Source organism: Stutzerimonas stutzeri RCH2 (assembly GCF_000327065.1).
GTDB lineage: Bacteria > Pseudomonadota > Gammaproteobacteria > Pseudomonadales > Pseudomonadaceae > Stutzerimonas > Stutzerimonas stutzeri_AE.
Genome location: NC_019936.1, coordinates 2248703 through 2264278, shown reverse-complemented (window position 1 = coordinate 2264278; position 15576 = coordinate 2248703). Strand labels below are relative to the sequence as shown.

At 64.1% G+C, this 15576-nt stretch carries 14 protein-coding genes and 1 pseudogene; 7 read left to right on the top strand and 8 right to left on the bottom strand.

The genetic code is table 11. From position 1 onward, the window contains the following. Window positions 1-109: 109 nt before the first annotated feature. Complete coding sequence (locus tag PSEST_RS10400; protein ID WP_015276949.1) at window positions 110-745, bottom strand: GNAT family N-acetyltransferase; 636 nt, start codon at window positions 743-745, stop codon at window positions 110-112. 202 nt (window positions 746-947) lie between these two features. Between PSEST_RS10400 and xthA the strand changes: the two genes are divergently transcribed. Both xthA and PSEST_RS10390 read left to right on the top strand, forming a co-directional pair. Continuing rightward, a complete protein-coding gene (gene xthA, locus PSEST_RS10395; protein WP_015276948.1) occupies window positions 948-1760 on the top strand; it encodes an exodeoxyribonuclease III in 813 nt (270 codons plus the stop codon). A gap of 94 nt (window positions 1761-1854) precedes the next feature. Beyond that, the gene (locus tag PSEST_RS10390; protein WP_015276947.1) at window positions 1855-3213 is read left to right on the top strand and encodes a substrate-binding domain-containing protein; all 1359 of its coding nucleotides are present in this window, start codon (window positions 1855-1857) and stop codon (window positions 3211-3213) included. Window positions 3214-3280: 67 nt separating this feature from the next. Here the strand turns inward: PSEST_RS10390 and PSEST_RS10385 are convergent, their stop codons facing one another. Continuing rightward, a complete protein-coding gene (locus PSEST_RS10385) occupies window positions 3281-4507 on the bottom strand; it encodes an acyl-CoA dehydrogenase (protein ID WP_015276946.1) in 1227 nt (408 codons plus the stop codon). A gap of 146 nt (window positions 4508-4653) precedes the next feature. Between PSEST_RS10385 and PSEST_RS10380 the strand changes: the two genes are divergently transcribed. Next, a complete protein-coding gene (locus PSEST_RS10380; RefSeq protein ID WP_015276945.1) occupies window positions 4654-5565 on the top strand; it encodes a LysR family transcriptional regulator in 912 nt (303 codons plus the stop codon). Window positions 5566-5589: 24 nt separating this feature from the next. Here PSEST_RS10380 and PSEST_RS10375 read toward each other — a convergent pair whose 3' ends face one another. The 4 genes from PSEST_RS10375 to PSEST_RS10360 form a co-directional block, all read right to left on the bottom strand. Next, on the bottom strand, window positions 5590-6609 hold the full coding sequence (locus tag PSEST_RS10375; RefSeq protein ID WP_015276944.1) for a LacI family DNA-binding transcriptional regulator: 1020 nt from the start codon (window positions 6607-6609) through the stop codon (window positions 5590-5592). A gap of 58 nt (window positions 6610-6667) precedes the next feature. After that, entirely contained in the window at window positions 6668-7684 is a 1017-nt protein-coding gene (locus PSEST_RS10370) for a TRAP transporter substrate-binding protein (RefSeq protein WP_015276943.1), read from the bottom strand. A gap of 61 nt (window positions 7685-7745) precedes the next feature. After that, on the bottom strand, window positions 7746-9023 hold the full coding sequence (locus PSEST_RS10365) for a TRAP transporter large permease (protein WP_014820165.1): 1278 nt from the start codon (window positions 9021-9023) through the stop codon (window positions 7746-7748). Window positions 9024-9074: 51 nt separating this feature from the next. Further along, window positions 9075-10205, bottom strand: coding sequence for a gluconokinase, GntK/IdnK-type (locus PSEST_RS10360; RefSeq protein WP_015276942.1), 1131 nt, complete (start codon window positions 10203-10205; stop codon window positions 9075-9077). A 176-nt stretch (window positions 10206-10381) separates the two neighbouring features. Between PSEST_RS10360 and PSEST_RS10355 the strand changes: the two genes are divergently transcribed. Further along, window positions 10382-10660 carry a peptidylprolyl isomerase gene (locus PSEST_RS10355; RefSeq protein ID WP_003285081.1) on the top strand — a complete coding sequence of 93 codons (279 nt, stop codon included), beginning with the start codon at window positions 10382-10384 and terminating at the stop codon, window positions 10658-10660. 8 nt (window positions 10661-10668) lie between these two features. On the opposite strand, the gene zapE is transcribed toward PSEST_RS10355, so the two are convergent. Together zapE and PSEST_RS10345 are read right to left on the bottom strand one after the other, a co-directional pair. Continuing rightward, window positions 10669-11778: a cell division protein ZapE gene (gene zapE, locus PSEST_RS10350; protein WP_015276941.1), complete on the bottom strand. Its 1110-nt coding sequence runs from the start codon at window positions 11776-11778 to the stop codon at window positions 10669-10671. Between the two features lie 51 nt (window positions 11779-11829). Next, window positions 11830-12738 (bottom strand): LysR family transcriptional regulator, encoded by a 909-nt coding sequence (locus PSEST_RS10345; RefSeq protein ID WP_015276940.1) that lies wholly within the window; start codon window positions 12736-12738, stop codon window positions 11830-11832. A gap of 121 nt (window positions 12739-12859) precedes the next feature. On the opposite strand from PSEST_RS10345, the gene PSEST_RS10340 reads away from it, so the two are divergent. The 3 genes and pseudogenes from PSEST_RS10340 to PSEST_RS10330 all read left to right on the top strand — a co-directional run bounded on the left by PSEST_RS10340 (window position 12860) and on the right by PSEST_RS10330 (window position 15536). Then, the gene (locus tag PSEST_RS10340) at window positions 12860-14104 is read left to right on the top strand and encodes a D-amino acid dehydrogenase (protein ID WP_015276939.1); all 1245 of its coding nucleotides are present in this window, start codon (window positions 12860-12862) and stop codon (window positions 14102-14104) included. 21 nt (window positions 14105-14125) lie between these two features. Next, window positions 14126-14480 (top strand): annotated as a pseudogene (locus PSEST_RS10335) (RidA family protein). Window positions 14481-14555: 75 nt separating this feature from the next. Continuing rightward, window positions 14556-15536, top strand: a complete 981-nt coding sequence (locus PSEST_RS10330; RefSeq protein ID WP_015276937.1) for a TAXI family TRAP transporter solute-binding subunit — start codon at window positions 14556-14558, stop codon at window positions 15534-15536. The last annotated feature ends 40 nt before the right edge of the window (window positions 15537-15576 follow it).

Here is a 15576-nt window from a genome sequence, read left to right as displayed (position 1 = left end):
CGCTGGTTAGACAGTCTGTAAGGTGGCTTTGCGGGGGGACGGGCATCGGCTGACATCGCGTGGCTTCAGACCAGTCAGACTGGCCCACCCGGATAAAATTCGCCCACACCTAACGCGCCGCTTCCATCCGCCTTGGCGCAGGATGGAAAAAGATGTGCTCCACCACCGGCCCGACAGCAATCTGGCCGATTTCCTCGTAACCCTGTCGCTGGTAGAAGTTCAGGTAACGCGGGTTGCCGGTATCGATTACCAAGCCCTGGGAGGTTTCATCCTCGGCACACCATTCGTGGACGGCGTGGAGCAGCTGCTCGCCGTAATGCTGCCCCTGAAACTGCGGATGTACACCCAGCAGCGGCAGCAGATGCACCGCGCCAGAGGGCAGGCAGGCCAGCACCGCAGCGTGATAATCCAGATAGCGGCGCGTGCAGCGGAACCCCGCAGTCAGCAGCATGCGCGCGCGCCAGGCCCAGCTTTCGGTGATATCCAGCCGGCGTTGCGGTGGCGCGATCAGAGCGACGGCGATCAATCGATCATCCAGCAGCAGGCCGAGCGCTGGTTGTTGTTGTAAAAAATGCTGATTCACCAGTTCCCGCACGGTGGCACGCACACGCTGCTGGTAGCCGGGACGGTCGGCTTCGAACAGGTAGGCGAAGGTCGGTTCGTGGCGGTAGGCGTGATACAGCAGCGAGCGTGTTTCGCGGTCATAACCACTATCGAGCGTGCGAACCTCGGCAGACATCGGCATGGCAACTTCTCGGCTTTTTTCAGGAAGATTGATTGCAACTTAGCAGCGCTTCGTCCGCCCCGCCACGCGGCGGACGTCTAGCAGTTGGTAAGCCTGACGGCAGCTCTCTAGAATCAGCGTTTTCCGCCCACGACAGATTGGCTTGTCAGCAGCGCTGATGCTTGCACTGACCTGCGGCCAATTACAGCCTTCACGGACTCTCATGAAAATCGTTTCTTTCAATATCAACGGGTTGCGCGCAAGACCTCATCAACTTTCTGCAATTATTGAAAAGCACCAACCGGACGTCATCGGCCTGCAGGAAACCAAGGTTTCTGACGAACAGTTTCCCCAGGCGGAGATCGAGGCGCTCGGCTATCACGTCCACTATCACGGGCAGAAAGGTCACTACGGGGTCGCCCTGCTCTCGCGCCAGGCACCGCTGGAGATTCACAAGGGCTTTCCCAGCGATGGCGAGGAGTCGCAGAAGCGTTTCATCTGGGGTCGCTTTGCCGATGCAAATGGTCAGCCGGTCACCGTCATGAATGGCTACTTCCCTCAGGGCGAAAGCCGCGCGCATCCGGTGAAGTTCCCCGCCAAGACCAAGTTCTACGCCGATCTGCAGGCCTTGCTCGAACAGCGCTTCAGCCCGGACGAAGCGCTGGCGCTGATGGGTGACTTCAACATTTCCCCGCAGGACTGCGACATCGGCATCGGCGAGGTGAACGCCAAGCGCTGGCTGCGTACCGGCAAGTGCAGCTTCCTGCCAGAGGAGCGCGAGTGGCTCGAGCGGATCAAAGGCTGGGGCCTGCAGGACAGCTTCCGTACCCTCAACCCTGAGGTCGTCGATCGCTTCAGCTGGTTCGACTATCGCAGCCGCGGCTTCGAGGACGACCCACGCCGAGGGCTGCGTATCGACTACATCCTCACCACTCATGCACTGCATGAACGCGTGACCGACTGCGGCGTGGATTACGACATCCGCGCGATGGAAAAGCCATCCGACCACTGCCCGGTCTGGATCGAGCTGCGTTGAAGGCGTCTACCCTGCCTACTTCCGGCGTTTCGCCTGTCATCTTTCGGTAACCGAATCGTCTTAATCTCGCGGCCTTCTACAAGGAGGTCGCAAGATGAAGCCAGGCTTGATTGGACGGTTAAGGAAACGGGCGCTGCCCCTGCTGCTGCTCGCTGCGGCCAACGGCAGTTTCGCTGCCCTGCCGGTTCCCACAGACGCTGCTGCCGTATTGCGCGTCCATGGCTCCAATACCGTCGGCGCCAAGCTGGCGCCGATGCTCATCGCTGGGCTGTTCGAGGCCGAAGGCTTTCAGGACATCGGCATTCACCCGACCGAGGTGGAGAACGAACAACGCGTCAGTGCCCGCACGCCTCAGGGCAAGCAGGTGTATGCCACGGTGGCTGCACACGGAACCGGCACCGGCTTCGCCGGCCTGAAGAACGGCCAGGGCGACCTGGCTGCAGCCTCCCGGCCGATCAAGACCGGCGAGCGCGCCGAGTTGGTCGATCTTGGCGACATGCGCAGTGCCAAGGCGGAACAGGTCATTGCCATCGACGGCCTGGCCATCGTCGTGCACCCGAACAACGCTGTCGATTCGTTGACCACCGCACAACTGGCCGGGCTGTTCGCGGGTGAAATCCGCAACTGGCGCGAACTGGGCGGTCCGGACCTGCCGGTGCGGCTGCACGCTCGCGATGATCGCTCGGGCACCTATGACACCTTCAACGAGCTGGTACTGGCGCGTCAGGGCAAGGCGCTCTGGAGCGACGCACGCCGCTATGAATCCAACGACGAACTGTCCCGCGCGGTCACCCTCGACGCAGGTGCCATCGGCTTCACCGGCTTGGCCTCGCTGGGCAAGGCCAAGGCGTTGGCCATCGCCGACGGCGACTCGCAACCGATGCTGCCCTCCCGAGCCTTGGTCGCGACCGAGGACTATCCGCTATCGCGCCGACTGTTCCTCTATGCCCATCCGCGCAAGCAGTCGCCCTGGACCGAGGCCTACATCGAGTTCATCCATAGCAGGGCTGGCCAAAGCATCGTCGAGCGATCCGGCTACGTCGCCCAGCACGTCGAGGCGATTCGGCAAACGGCACTCGTCGACATGCCCGTTTTCTATCAGCAGCTGGCGAGCGAAGCCCAGCGCCTGACGGTCAACTTCCGCTTCGAGGAAGGCAGCGCCCAGCTGGACAACAAGGCCCAGCGTGACCTCGCGCGGGTGGCTGAATACCTGCGCGTCAATGGCAAGCTCACCGACAGCGCCGCGCTGGTGGGCTTCGGCGACGCGACGGGCGATCCGGCACGTGCCGCACTCCTCTCCAAGCTGCGCGCGATGACGGTACGTCGCGAGCTCAACAAACGTGGCGTGTTCCTCAAGGAAATCAATGGAATGGGTTCCGAACTTCCAGTCGCCTCTAACGATGCGGGCAGCGGCCGAGTTAAGAACCGTCGGGTGGAAGTCTGGGTGTACTGAAGCGATAAAAAAAAGGCAAAGCCACTGTGTGGCTTTGCCTTTGGTCCTGCGCGCCTCGGACGACGCCTCAGCGGCTGCGCAGCGCCTCGCGCGGCACGTACTTGCCCAGCTCGTGGCGAGCAATCGCCACCCGATGCACCTCGTCCGGGCCATCAGCCAGGCGCAGCGTGCGCTGCATTGCCCACCAGTGCGCCAGCGGGAAGTCTTCGGATACGCCGGCGCCACCGTGAATCTGAATGGCGCGGTCGATGACCTTCAGCGCGACGTTGGGCGCGACCACCTTGATCTGCGCGATCTCGCTGGCAGCGATCTTGTTGCCGACGGTGTCCATCATGTACGCCGCGTTCAGCGTCAACAGGCGCGCCATGTTGATCTCGATGCGGCACTCGGCGATGTAATCGAAGTTGGCACCCAGGCGGGCCAGCGGCTTGCCGAAGGCAGTACGGCTAACGGCGCGTTCGCACATCAGCTTCAGTGCACGTTCGGCAACGCCGATCGAGCGCATGCAGTGGTGAATGCGACCTGGGCCAAGACGGCCCTGGGCGATCTCGAAGCCGCGGCCTTCACCGAGGATGACGTTCTCGTACGGTACCCGCACGTTTTCCAGCAACACTTCCGCGTGGCCGTGCGGCGCGTCGTCGTAGCCGAACACCGGCAGCGGGCGCAGCACCTTCACGCCGGGGGTATCCATCGGCACCAGGATCATCGAATGCTGGGCATGCCGCGGCGCATCCGGGTTGGTCAGGCCCATGAAGATCATGATCTTGCAGCGCGGATCGCAGGCACCGGAGGTCCACCACTTGCGACCGTTGATGACCCACTCGTCGCCCTCGCGCACCGCCCGGGCTTCCATGTTGGTAGCATCCGACGAGGCCACACCCGGTTCGGTCATGCCGAAGGCCGAACGGATTTCGCCGCGCAGCAACGGTTCCAGCCACTCGCGCTTCTGCGCCTCGCTGCCGTAGCGCACCAGCACTTCCATGTTGCCGGTATCCGGCGCCGAGCAGTTGAACGCTTCCGGGCCGAGGCCAGAGCTGCCCATGATTTCGGCCAGCGGCGCGTATTCGGTGTTGGTCAGGCCGGCGCCCAGTTCCGACTCCGGCAGGAACAGATTCCACAGCCCCTCTGCCTTGGCCTTGGCCTTGAGCTCCTCGACGATGGCGGTCGGCTGCCAGCGATCACCCTCGGCGACCTGCTGGTGGAACACCTTTTCGGCGGGATAGACGTGAGCATCCATGAACGCTTGCACGCGCTCTCTCAGCTCTTGAACCTTCGGGGAGTAGGCGAAATTCATGGGCGACAACCTTCTGGCAGGTAATGTTTTGTAGTTTTGAATGCTAGAGGAGGCCTGGTGATTTATCTAAGCTATTTTCCTCGTGTATAAACATTCATCACCGATATATGATCGGCGAATTCCGATACACGCCGGAGAGCACAACAATGAACCTGAACAAGGTCGATCTGAATCTATTCATCGTCTTCGACGCCATCTACACCGAGGCCAACCTGACCCGTGCCGGGCAGATCGTCGGCATCACTCAGCCCGCCGTTTCCAACGCCCTCGCCCGGCTGCGCGAAACCTTCAACGATCCGTTGTTCGTGCGCACCGCGCAGGGCATGGTGCCGACGCCGATGGCGCAGAACATCATCGGCCCGGTGCGTAATGCGCTGCAGCTGTTACGGGTTTCGGTGCAGGAAAGCCGGACCTTCAGCCCGGCGCAGGCGAACAAGACCTTCCGCATCAGCATGACCGACCTCACCGAAGCGGTGATGCTGCCGCCGCTGTTCCAGCGCCTGCGCCGCCTGGCACCGAACGTGAAGATCGAGAGCATGCTGGCCAAGCGCCGCGAAACCACCAAGGAACTGGCCGCCGGCCGCCTGGACTTCGCCATGGATGCGCCGCTCAACACCGATCCGCAGGTGCGTCACGTCAAGCTGCTGGAGGATCGCTACATCTGCGCCATGCGCCGTGGCCATCCACTGGCCAAGGACAAGTTGACATTGGAGCAGTACCTGTCGCTGTCGCACATCCATATTTCCAGCCGCCGCAGCGGGCTCGGTCTGGTGGACCTGGCGTTGGGCAAGATGGGTCTGCAGCGCAAGATCGCCTTGCGCTCACAGCACTATCTGATGGCGACCCAGGTGATCGACCAGACCGACATGGCGGTGACTGTCCCCGAGCGTTTCGCCCGCCGCCATAACCTGCATCAGGTGGACCTGCCGGTGGATATCCAGCCGCTGGAAACCCACATCTATTGGCATGAAAGCACCGATCAGGATCCGGCCAACCGCTGGATGCGCGAGCAGATGATCGAGATCGCCCAGCAGGTCACCGCCCAGCAGGATCTCTGAGGGCCGGGCGGGTGAAAGCCCGCCTCAGGCGCTGTCGCGCATCACCACTTCGAAGCCCACGTCGATACAGCGCTCGGCAGGCTGCTGACCCCGCATCAGGCTCAGCAGCATCTGTGCCGCCAACTCACCGATCTCGCCGCGCCGGGTGCGCACCGTGCTCAGCGCTGGATGCATCCAGGCCGCGGCCGGCAGGTCGTTGAAACCGGCGATCGCCAGCCGTCCAGGTACTTCGAGCCCCAGCTGATGGGCGCGGAACAGCGCCCCGAGGGCCAGGTCGTCGTTGTTGAAGAACACTGCGTCGATCTGCGGATGCTGCGCCAGAAGCCGATCCAGCAACTCTGCGCCAAGACCGATGGACGACAGCTGCGGCGTCAGCAGTTCCAGTGTTGGCTCGTAGCGTCCGGCCTGACGCATGGCCTGACGGTAGCCTTCGGCGCGTTGCAAGGTCCGTGGATCGAGCTGCGCCGCGGCGAATGCGACATGGCGGTAGCCGCGCTCAAGGAGCGTGCGGGTCATGGCCACGCCGGCTTCCAGTTGCGAGAAACCGACGCAGTAGTCGTCCGGCCGCTCGCTCAGCTCCATCAGCGTGACCATCGGTGCGGTGTAGTTGGCCAGCACCGCACGCGCGGCGTCGCTGCGCTCGAACCCGGTAAGCAGCAGCCCGGCCGGCTGGTGCGCCAGGTAGGCGCGCAGCAATCGCTCGTCTTCTTCCGGCCGGTAGTGGCTGACGCCGATCATCATTTCGTAGCCCGCCGGCATCAGCACGCGCTGGATGGCCTCGACCGTGTCGACGAACACCGCGTTGGACAGCGAAGGGATGATCACCGCGACCAGATTGGAGCGCGAACTGGCCAGGCTGCGCGCCGCGGGATGCGGCACGTAGCCGAGCGCCTTGACCGCCAGTTCAACACGCTCACGCAATGCATCGGATACCAGGTCCGGTTGCGACAGCGCGCGCGAGGCCGACATCAGCGAGCAGCCGGCACTGCGCGCGACATCGGACAGAGTAACTCGCTCGGCAGAGCGTCTGCGGCGTGTGGTCATGCGCGTTCCATGGGTCGAAAACGGCGGATTCTAGCAGCGGGCATTCTGGGGGCGCCTCCTAAGGTGCGGCCTTTTCCACTTCGGCCTGCACCTGGTCGAACAGCTCCTGGCCGACCGCATCGATCACCGTCTGGATCGCCGGCTGCGCCTTCTCGCGCATGCGCTGGATCTCATCGGGACTGACTTCGTTGATCTGCATGCCGCGCTCCTTCAATGCTGCCAACGCCTGGCTGGCCTCGCGACGGGTGTCCTCGCGCTCGGCATCGCGTGCCTTTTCCGCGGCTTCCATGAGGATGCCCTGCTCGGTAGCGGACAGCCCGTCCCACCAGCGCTTGGAAACCGTGACGATCCAGGGGCTGTAGACGTGATTGGTCACGCTCAGGTACTTCTGCACTTCATAGAACTTGGACGAGAGGATGGTATTGAACGGGTTTTCCTGGCCGTCCACGGCCTTGGTTTCCAGCGCCGTGAACAGCTCGGAGAACGGCAGCGGCACCGCGTTGGCGCCCATGCGCTTGAAGGTGTCGATGAACACCGGATTGGGCATCACGCGCAGCTTGACGCCATTGAAGTCCTCGAGCTTCTCGATCGGCCGGGCACTATTGGTCACGTTGCGAAAACCGTTCTCCCAATACACCAGCCCGACCAGGCCTTTTTCCTCGAGCTTGTCCATCACCTGCCGACCTACCGGGCCGTCCAGTACCTGATCGGCCTGGCGCGGGTCGGTGAACAGGAACGGCGTATCCCACACTGCCATCTCCTTGCTGATGCCGACCAGCGTCGCGGTCGAGCCGACCATCATCTCCTGCGCGCCGCCGATAAGGGCGTTCTGCATCTGGTCGTCCGAGCCGAGGCTGGCGGAGGCGAAGGTACGAACCTTCAACTTGCCGCCCGAGGCCTTGGCCACTTCCTCGGCCAGCAGCTTGGCCGCCCTGCCCTGATTGCTGTCTTCGTTGAGGCCGTAACCGAAGCGGATCATGCGTGGGCGGATGTCGTCCGCCGCCTGCGCGTAACCGAGGCTGAGTGTGCTGCCAAGCAAGGCGGCAGCCAGGGTGCTGATGAGAAGTCGTTTCATGTCGCGTTACCTTCTTGTTGTTGGACGTTGGGTTGTTGAACGCTTGGTTGCACGACCGGCGTTACCGCAGCCAGGCCAGGGGTACGGTGATGATCGAGGGCACGGCGATGAGCAGCCCGACGATCACCAGATAGATAAGGAAGAACGGCATGACGCCGCGCACCAGGGTTTCCATGCGCAGCCGGCCGATACCGCCGACCACGTTGAGCACCGTGCCCACCGGCGGCGTGATCAGCCCGATGGAGCCGATCAGCACGAACATCACTCCGAAGTACACCGGGTCGATGCCGGCCTTGATCGCGATCGGCGCCAGCACCGGACCGAGGATCAGGATGGTCGGCGTCAGGTCGAGCACCATGCCGACGGCGATCATCAGCAGCATGATGGCGACCATCAGCAGCTTCGGATCCTGCGCCAGCGGGCCGAGCATCGCGGCGATCTCGTCGGGCAGTTGCGCCAGGGTGATCATGTACGCGGACACCGTCGCGGCGGCGCAGAGGAACATCACCGAGGCGGTGGTGCGACTGGCGCGGGTCAGCACCTCGACCAACCCGGCCCAGTTCAGCTCGCGATAGAGCAATGTCGAAACGGCCAGGGCATAGACGGCGGCGACCACCGCCGCTTCGGTCGGGGTGAACAGGCCGCCACGCAGCCCGCCAACGATGATCACAGGCAGCATCAGCGCGGCGGCGCCGTCGACCAGCACACGGCGGCGCTCTGCAGCGCTGGCCTTTTCCTGTTTGGGTTCGTCGATCCGCCGGGCGATCAGCGTCCAGGCAACGATCAGGCCCATGCCCATGATCAGCCCCGGCACCATGCCGGCGAGAAACAGCTGGCTGATCGAAGTGCCGGTCACCACGCCGTAGATCACGAAAGGCATCGACGGCGGGATGATCGGCGCGATGATCCCGCCCGCCGCCACCAGGCCCGACGACGAACTCAGCGGATAACCGCGCTCACGCATCATCGGCAGCAGCAGCGTCGCCAGCGCGGCGGTATCGGCCAACGCCGAGCCGGACATGCTGGCCAGCAGCACCGAAGCGGCAATCGCCACGTAACCCAGGCCGCCGCGCTTGTGGCCGAAATAGGCCTGTGCCATGGCGATGATGCGCCGCGAGATGCCGCCGGCGTTCATCAGCTCGCCGGCAAGAATGAAGAACGGCACCGCGAGCAGCGGGAAGCTGTCGGCACCGGCCTGAAGATTCTGCGCCAGCAGCTGCACGTCCCAGAAATCCAGGTACCACATCAGCACCGAGCCGGTGAGCAGCAGCGCGAAAGCGATGGGCATGCCAAGCGTCATGAAACCCAGCAGCGATGAAAGGAAGACGACGACGGTCATACAAGTTCCTCGGTTGGGCAGTGCCCGTATTGTTCTGAATGCGGCGTCGCTTCAGTCCGCGGTGACATTCGCAGCGGCAGTGGCCGATGGCTGGTCGCGCCGCCAGACATTGACCAGCTGCAGCAGCGCGAGCACCGCCAGCGCCACCATGCTGGCCGCCACGGGCAGCATCGCCAGGCCGAGCGGATAGCCGACTACCGGGCTGTTGATGGTCCAGCCGAACTGCATCTGGTTCCAGCCGCCCCAGGCCGCCAGGCAGCTCGCAGCTGCCACCAGCAGCCAGCTGAGGGAGTCGACGACGCGGCGGAACAGCCGCGGGAAACGGTCGCGCAGCATGGAAAAGCTCATCAGCTCGCCGCGGCGCATGCTCGAAGCAACGCCGACGAACACCAGCCAGACGAACGCCAGCCGGGACAGCTCCTCAGCGCCGGTCCAGCCAGTGCCGAAGGCGTAGCGCAGCACCACGCTGGAGAACACCACGATGACCATGAAGGCCATCAGTGCGGCCATCAGCCAGTCGGTCAGGCGGTCGAAGTGCTGCGCGACCCTGCCGCTGTAGATCGGCTCGTTGGTCAGTGGCGGCGCCGTGGTAGCGCTATCAAACGGACGCGAAGAAAGATCGACCCGGGTTTCGATCAGCTCATCCAGTCCGCTGCCCTGCATCCATTCGACAATCTGGCGCAAGACGCCTTCGCGCGGTTGACTGGCATCCACCGTCAATACGCCGGGTTCGCCCTCGGGTGATTCGAGGGTGGCGAATTGGCTGTCCACCAGGGAAATCGGCATGAAATGCCCCGCCCTGCCGCCCACTCGCTGCACGGCGGTTTCGTAATCGATGGCCAGATGGGCGAAACGCAGCTCCGGAACAGCACTGCGCAGCAACTCCCGGTAGCTGCGCTTGAGCGCCGAGCAAGCCAGCACGAAGCCGCTGCCCGCTGCCAGGGTCCTCTGCATTTCGGCGATCAGCGCGTGCAGCCACTCCATGCGGTCGGCGTCGGACAGCGGAGTGCCGGCACGCATGCGCGCCACGTTCTCTGCCGGGTGAAAGTTGTCCGCTTCGATATGCGGCAGGCCGAGCGCGTCGGCTACGGCGTGGCTGGTCTCCGTCTTGCCGGAACCGCTGACGCCCATGACGACCAGCACCGGAAGCGCGGAAGCCTTTGAGGTATGCACTGAAGGCATGCGAGGAATCCATTGTTTTGCTTGTTTGGCCGGATGTTAGCGCTATCAAACAGCACGATAAAACTACCGCTCGTCGACCGATAAGTCACAAAACAGCTGCATCGAAGCGCTATCCCGTTCGACATTCGCCGCGGCACGACTACAATCGCGCCCCTGTGCAATCAAGGACACCGAGCATGCCCAAAGCCATGTGCCGCCACATTCTGGTCAAGACCGAGGCCGAAGCCGCGCAGCTGAAAAAGCGCATCGCCAATGGCGAAGCATTCGACGTGCTGGCGCGCAAATACTCGACCTGCCCGTCCGGCAAGAAAGGTGGCGATCTCGGCGAAGTGCGCCCGGGGCAGATGGTGCGCAGCATCGATCAGGTGATCTTCAAGAAGCCGCTGCGCGAAGTGCACGGCCCGGTGAAAAGCCAGTTCGGCTATCACCTGGTGCAGGTGTTCTACCGCGACTGAGCCAGCGCTCAGCCAAAGCGCTGCAGCTGCATTTCCCGCAGACGACTCAATGTGCGGCGGAATGGAAACGCCAGATAGCCCTCGGTGTACAGCTCATCCAGCGCCACTTGTGCCTCGATATAGAGCGGAATCCGCCGGTCATAGCACTCGTCCACCAGCGCGATAAAGCGTCGCACGGCATCGTCACGCGCGGCGAGCCTGGGCAGCTGGCGGTCGCCCGCCTCGACCCGCGCGGCTCCATCCTCGGTGCCGCGGGCAATGCGCCCATCGCGCTGCCTGCCGCCCAGCCTGGGCAGGTCACCAATCAGGATCGCCGTGAAACGGTCGCACAGCTCGATGAAGTCCAGCGCTGAAAACGGCTGCTCGCACAAATCGGCGAAGCGGCACCAGAGCACCAATTCGCTACGCCGCACGACGTCGAGGTGGCGGCGGCTGAGGGCCAATGGCTCGGTGCTGACTGCTCCAGCGGCGAGCGCCTCGAACGTCGCGACCAGCGCGCTGCCACTATCGGGCTGGGCGATCCAGTAGCGCTGCAGCGCAGCGCCGGGACGCAGGCGGTGATCGGCGCCGCCATCCACAGCCACCACATGCATGTGCTCCACGATGGCATCGATGGCCGGCAGAAAGCGCTCGCGATTGAAGCCGTCGGCATACAACTGCTCCGGCGGCTGATTGGAGGTGGCGACGATCACCACGCCGTGCTCGAAGAGCACTTGGAACAGGCGCCCCAGGATGATCGCGTCGCCGATGTCGCCGACGAACAGCTCGTCGAAGCAGAGCACGCGAATCTCTTCAGATAGTTCTCTGGCCAAAGCCTGCAGCGGATCCGCCGTGCCGTTGAGCTGGAACAGTCGGATATGCACCCAGCGCATGAAATGGTGGAAATGCTGCCGCCGCGACGGAACCGTCAGGCTTGCGTGAAACAGATCCATCAGCCAGGTCTTGCCACGCCCGACCGGGCCCCAGAGATAGACACCAAGCGGCAGGTCCGCACATGAAACCAGTGCCTCATGACAGGCCTGGAGCCGCGCGACAGCGCGCTGTTGAGCCGCATCGGGTACGAACCCGTCTTGCGCAATGGCCTGCTGATAACGTTCAAGGGGCGAGTCGGCGTGCATGATCGTCCGGCGCAAAAGCCGCCATGGTAGCGCACGCCTGCGCACGACCGCTCAGTTGTGCCCGTCCTGCAGCAGTCGCTCGGCTTGGGCGCCAAGCTGCTCCATCAGCATCGCCTGCGCTGGCAGCGGCTGCTCGTGAACACGGGTCACTGCGTAGACCGGCACGCTGATGGCCGGCTCGAGCAGACGGGTCTGCACCTCGCCGCCAGTGGCCGCCAGTGCGGTGAACGGATCGACCAGCGCCACGCCCTGTCCCGACGACACCAACTGTCGCGCCAACTGATAAGTCTGCACCCAGGTAACCACGCGCGGCGGCGGATCGAGCTCCTCGATGTGGCCGCGCAACAGGCTGCCCAGGGCATCGCGGGCGTCGATACCGATCAGCGTTTTACCCGCTAACGCCTGCAGCCGCAGAGGACGATGCAGTTCATCCGGCTGCCACCAGCCAGGCGGCGCGATCACACGCATACGGCCCTCGGTCAACAATTGGCTGCGCAGTCCCGGATGCTCCACGGCCTGTGACGTCAGCCCGAGATCGGCTTCACGCAGCAACAGCGCCTCGACGATTTCCGCCGTGTGCTGCGTCGCGAGCTGACAGACCGTACGTGGAAATCGCTCGCGCCAGGCGTACAGCGCCTGTGGCAGCAGCGCCTGAGCCAAGGCCGGTGTGCAGACCAGCCGCAGTGCGCACTCCTCGCCCCGGCCGAGGCTGTCTGCAAGGCGCCGCAGATTCTGCAGGTCGATAGCCAGGCGTTCGGTCTGCTGCTGCAGCACCCGCGCCTCGGCGGTGGGCTGCAGCTTGCCGCGCACTCGGTCGAACAGTGCAAAACCCAGTTGCTGCTCGGCATGCTTGAGAATCTTGCTCGCCGCCGGCTGGGAGATATGCAGCAGCTCGGCCGCGGCCGTCAGGCTGCCGGTTTGCAGGATCGCCTGGAACAGTTCGATATGACGCAGCCGCATGCATGTCCCTCCTTCAGTCGATCGAGCATAACCGCAGGTTATGGGAGCGCTCCATCCTTTCATTGGCCGCCCCGCTGGCCGGCGTCTTAGGCTGCGCTGATCGAGTCGGAGGAGCGGTTGTATGCGGGTAGCAGTCATCGGCGCAGGGGTCATCGGGCTTGCCACGGCCTATTCATTGGTGCGCCAGGGGCACAGCGTGGAGCTGATCGAACGGCGCGACGATGTTGCCCTGGAAACCAGCTTCGCCAATGGCGGGCAGCTCAGCTACCGCTACGTTTCGCCCCTGGCCGATGCCGGCGTGCCGCTGCAGGCGATTGGCTGGATGCTGCGCGGAGCCGATGCCCCGCTGCGCTTCCGACCGCAGGCGAGCCTGCACCAGTGGCGCTGGTGCCTGCAGTTCCTGCTGGCATGCCGGCGCTCGGTCAATCGGCGCAACGCGGCTCACTTGCTACGGCTCGCCCTGCACAGCCAGCAGATCCTGCGCAGCTGGCGCGAGCAGGACCGGCTGGACGGCTTTGCCTGGCGCGCCAACGGCAAGCTGGTGATCTATCGCGATCAACACAGCCTGCACAAGGGCGCGGCGGCCATCGACGACGATTCCGGGCAGCGGCTGCTGGACGCCGCGCAATGCGTCGACGTCGAGCCAGCGCTGGCGCCGTTGGCGGCATCGCTGCACGGCGGCATCTATTCGCCCGGCGACGAGGTTGCCGACTGCCATCTGTTCTGCACAGAACTGCTGCAGCGACTAGGCGCATCACCTCGGTTTCGTCTGCATACCGGCCAATCGGTGAGCGCATTGCGCACCGAAGGCAAGCGCGTCCGCGCGGTCGTGCTCGGGCGCGATGACATCGCCATCGACCATCTGGTAGTCGCGGCCGGCACCGGCAGCGTCGGGCTGCTCAAACCACTGGGTATCGACCTGCCAATCTACCCGCTCAAGGGCTACAGCCTGACCGTTGGGCTGGCCGACCAGGACGGCGTGCCGCAAACCAACGTCACCGACTACGACAACAAGGTCGTCTACGCCCGCCTTGATGACCAGCTGCGCGTGGCGGCAATGGTGGATATCGCCGGCTGGGATGCCGGGCTCGACCAGCAGCGCATCGCCACCCTGCAGCGTCTGGCTGGTGCCACCTTCCCCGGCGCCGGCGACTACCAACGCGCGCGGCAATGGGCGGGGCTGCGCCCGGCGACGCCCCAGGGCACGCCACTGCTTGGCCGCAGCGGCTTCGACAATCTCTGGCTCAACGTCGGCCACGGCAGCCTCGGCTTCACCCTGGCCTGTGGCAGCGCCGACCTGCTCACCAGCGTAATCGGCGGATCGCCACCCGCTGTTTCTCTGGACGGCTTGAGCCTGCCCGCCTGACCACTCAAAGAGGAAACCGATATGACCTTGCAACGCATCGAGAGCAATCCACGCATGTCCGCCGCAGTCGTTCATGCAGATCTTGTGTTCCTTCGCCGGCCAGGTGCCGGACGACCGCAGCCTGGATACCGCCGGACAGACCCGCGAGGTGCTGGCGAAGATCGACCGGCTGTTGACCGCCGCCGGCTCCAGTCGCGAGCACCTGCTCAGCGCGCAGATCTGGCTGAAGGACATCGATGCCGACTTCGCCGCCATGAACGAGATATGGAGCGACTGGCTGCCAGCAGGCTGCGCACCGGCACGGGCGACGGTGCAGGCGCGTCTGGCCTTACCCGAGGTGCTGGTCGAGATCATGGTGATCGCTGCGCGCACCTGACCACAGCGGTCTATCGTTCCTGCGCCGGCCAACCACAGTTGCAACCACCCACAATACAAACAAGAGGGAACCGCAATGAACCATCAGATCCGTAACGGCCTGTTCGGCATCACCCTGGCCGGCGCACTCGCCAGCGTCTTGGCCAGCACCAGCGTGCTGGCGCAGGAGCGCTTCGTCACCATCGGCACCGGAGGGCAGACCGGCGTGTACTACACCGCAGGCCAGTCGGTGTGCCGCTTCCTCAATCGTGCCGAGGTGAAGCCCGCCATCAAATGCAACGCACCCTCGACTGCGGGCAGCGTGACCAACATCGTGTCGTTGCACAAAGGCGAGTACGACTTCGGCTTCATCCAGTCCGACCATCAGCACAAGGCGCTGCAGGGCCTGGCGCCCTTCGACAAGGAAGGCGCCGTCGAACTGCGCGCTGTGTTCTCACTGCAATCGGAGATTCTCACCGTGGTCGTTCGCAACGACAGCGGCATCACCGATCTGGCCGGGCTCGAAGGCAAGCGGGTGAACATCGGCGTGCCCGGCTCGGGCAGTCGCGACACCTTCGAGGAAGTCATGCAGGCAAAAGGCTGGACGAACGCCAGCTTCGCTCTGGCCGCGGAACTCAAACCGGCGGAAATGGCTTCAGCCCTGGGTGACAACAACCTGGACGCCATCACCTATGTGGTCGGCCATCCGAGCGGTGCGATCCAGGAAGCCTTGACCAACGTGAAGGGCAGGATCATTCCCGTGCAGGGCGCCGAGATCGACAGTCTGCTGGCCAAGGCCGATTACTACAGCGCCGTGGAAATCCCCGCCGGGCTCTACCCAGGCGTGGACGGCGCCATTCCGTCGATCGGTGGCAAGGCCGTGCTGGCGACCACCAGCAAGACCGATCCGGAGGTGGTCTATCAGCTGGTCAAGTCGGTGTTCGACAACCTCGACCGGTTCAAGCGCCTGCATCCGGCCTTTGCCGATCTCAAGGCCGAAGACATGATTCGCGTCGGCCTGACTGCGCCGCTGCACGAGGGCGCCGAGCGCTATTACAAGGAGAAGGGCTGGCTGTAGGACAACGAGATCAGCGGGCGTCACCGCCCGCTGAGTACAG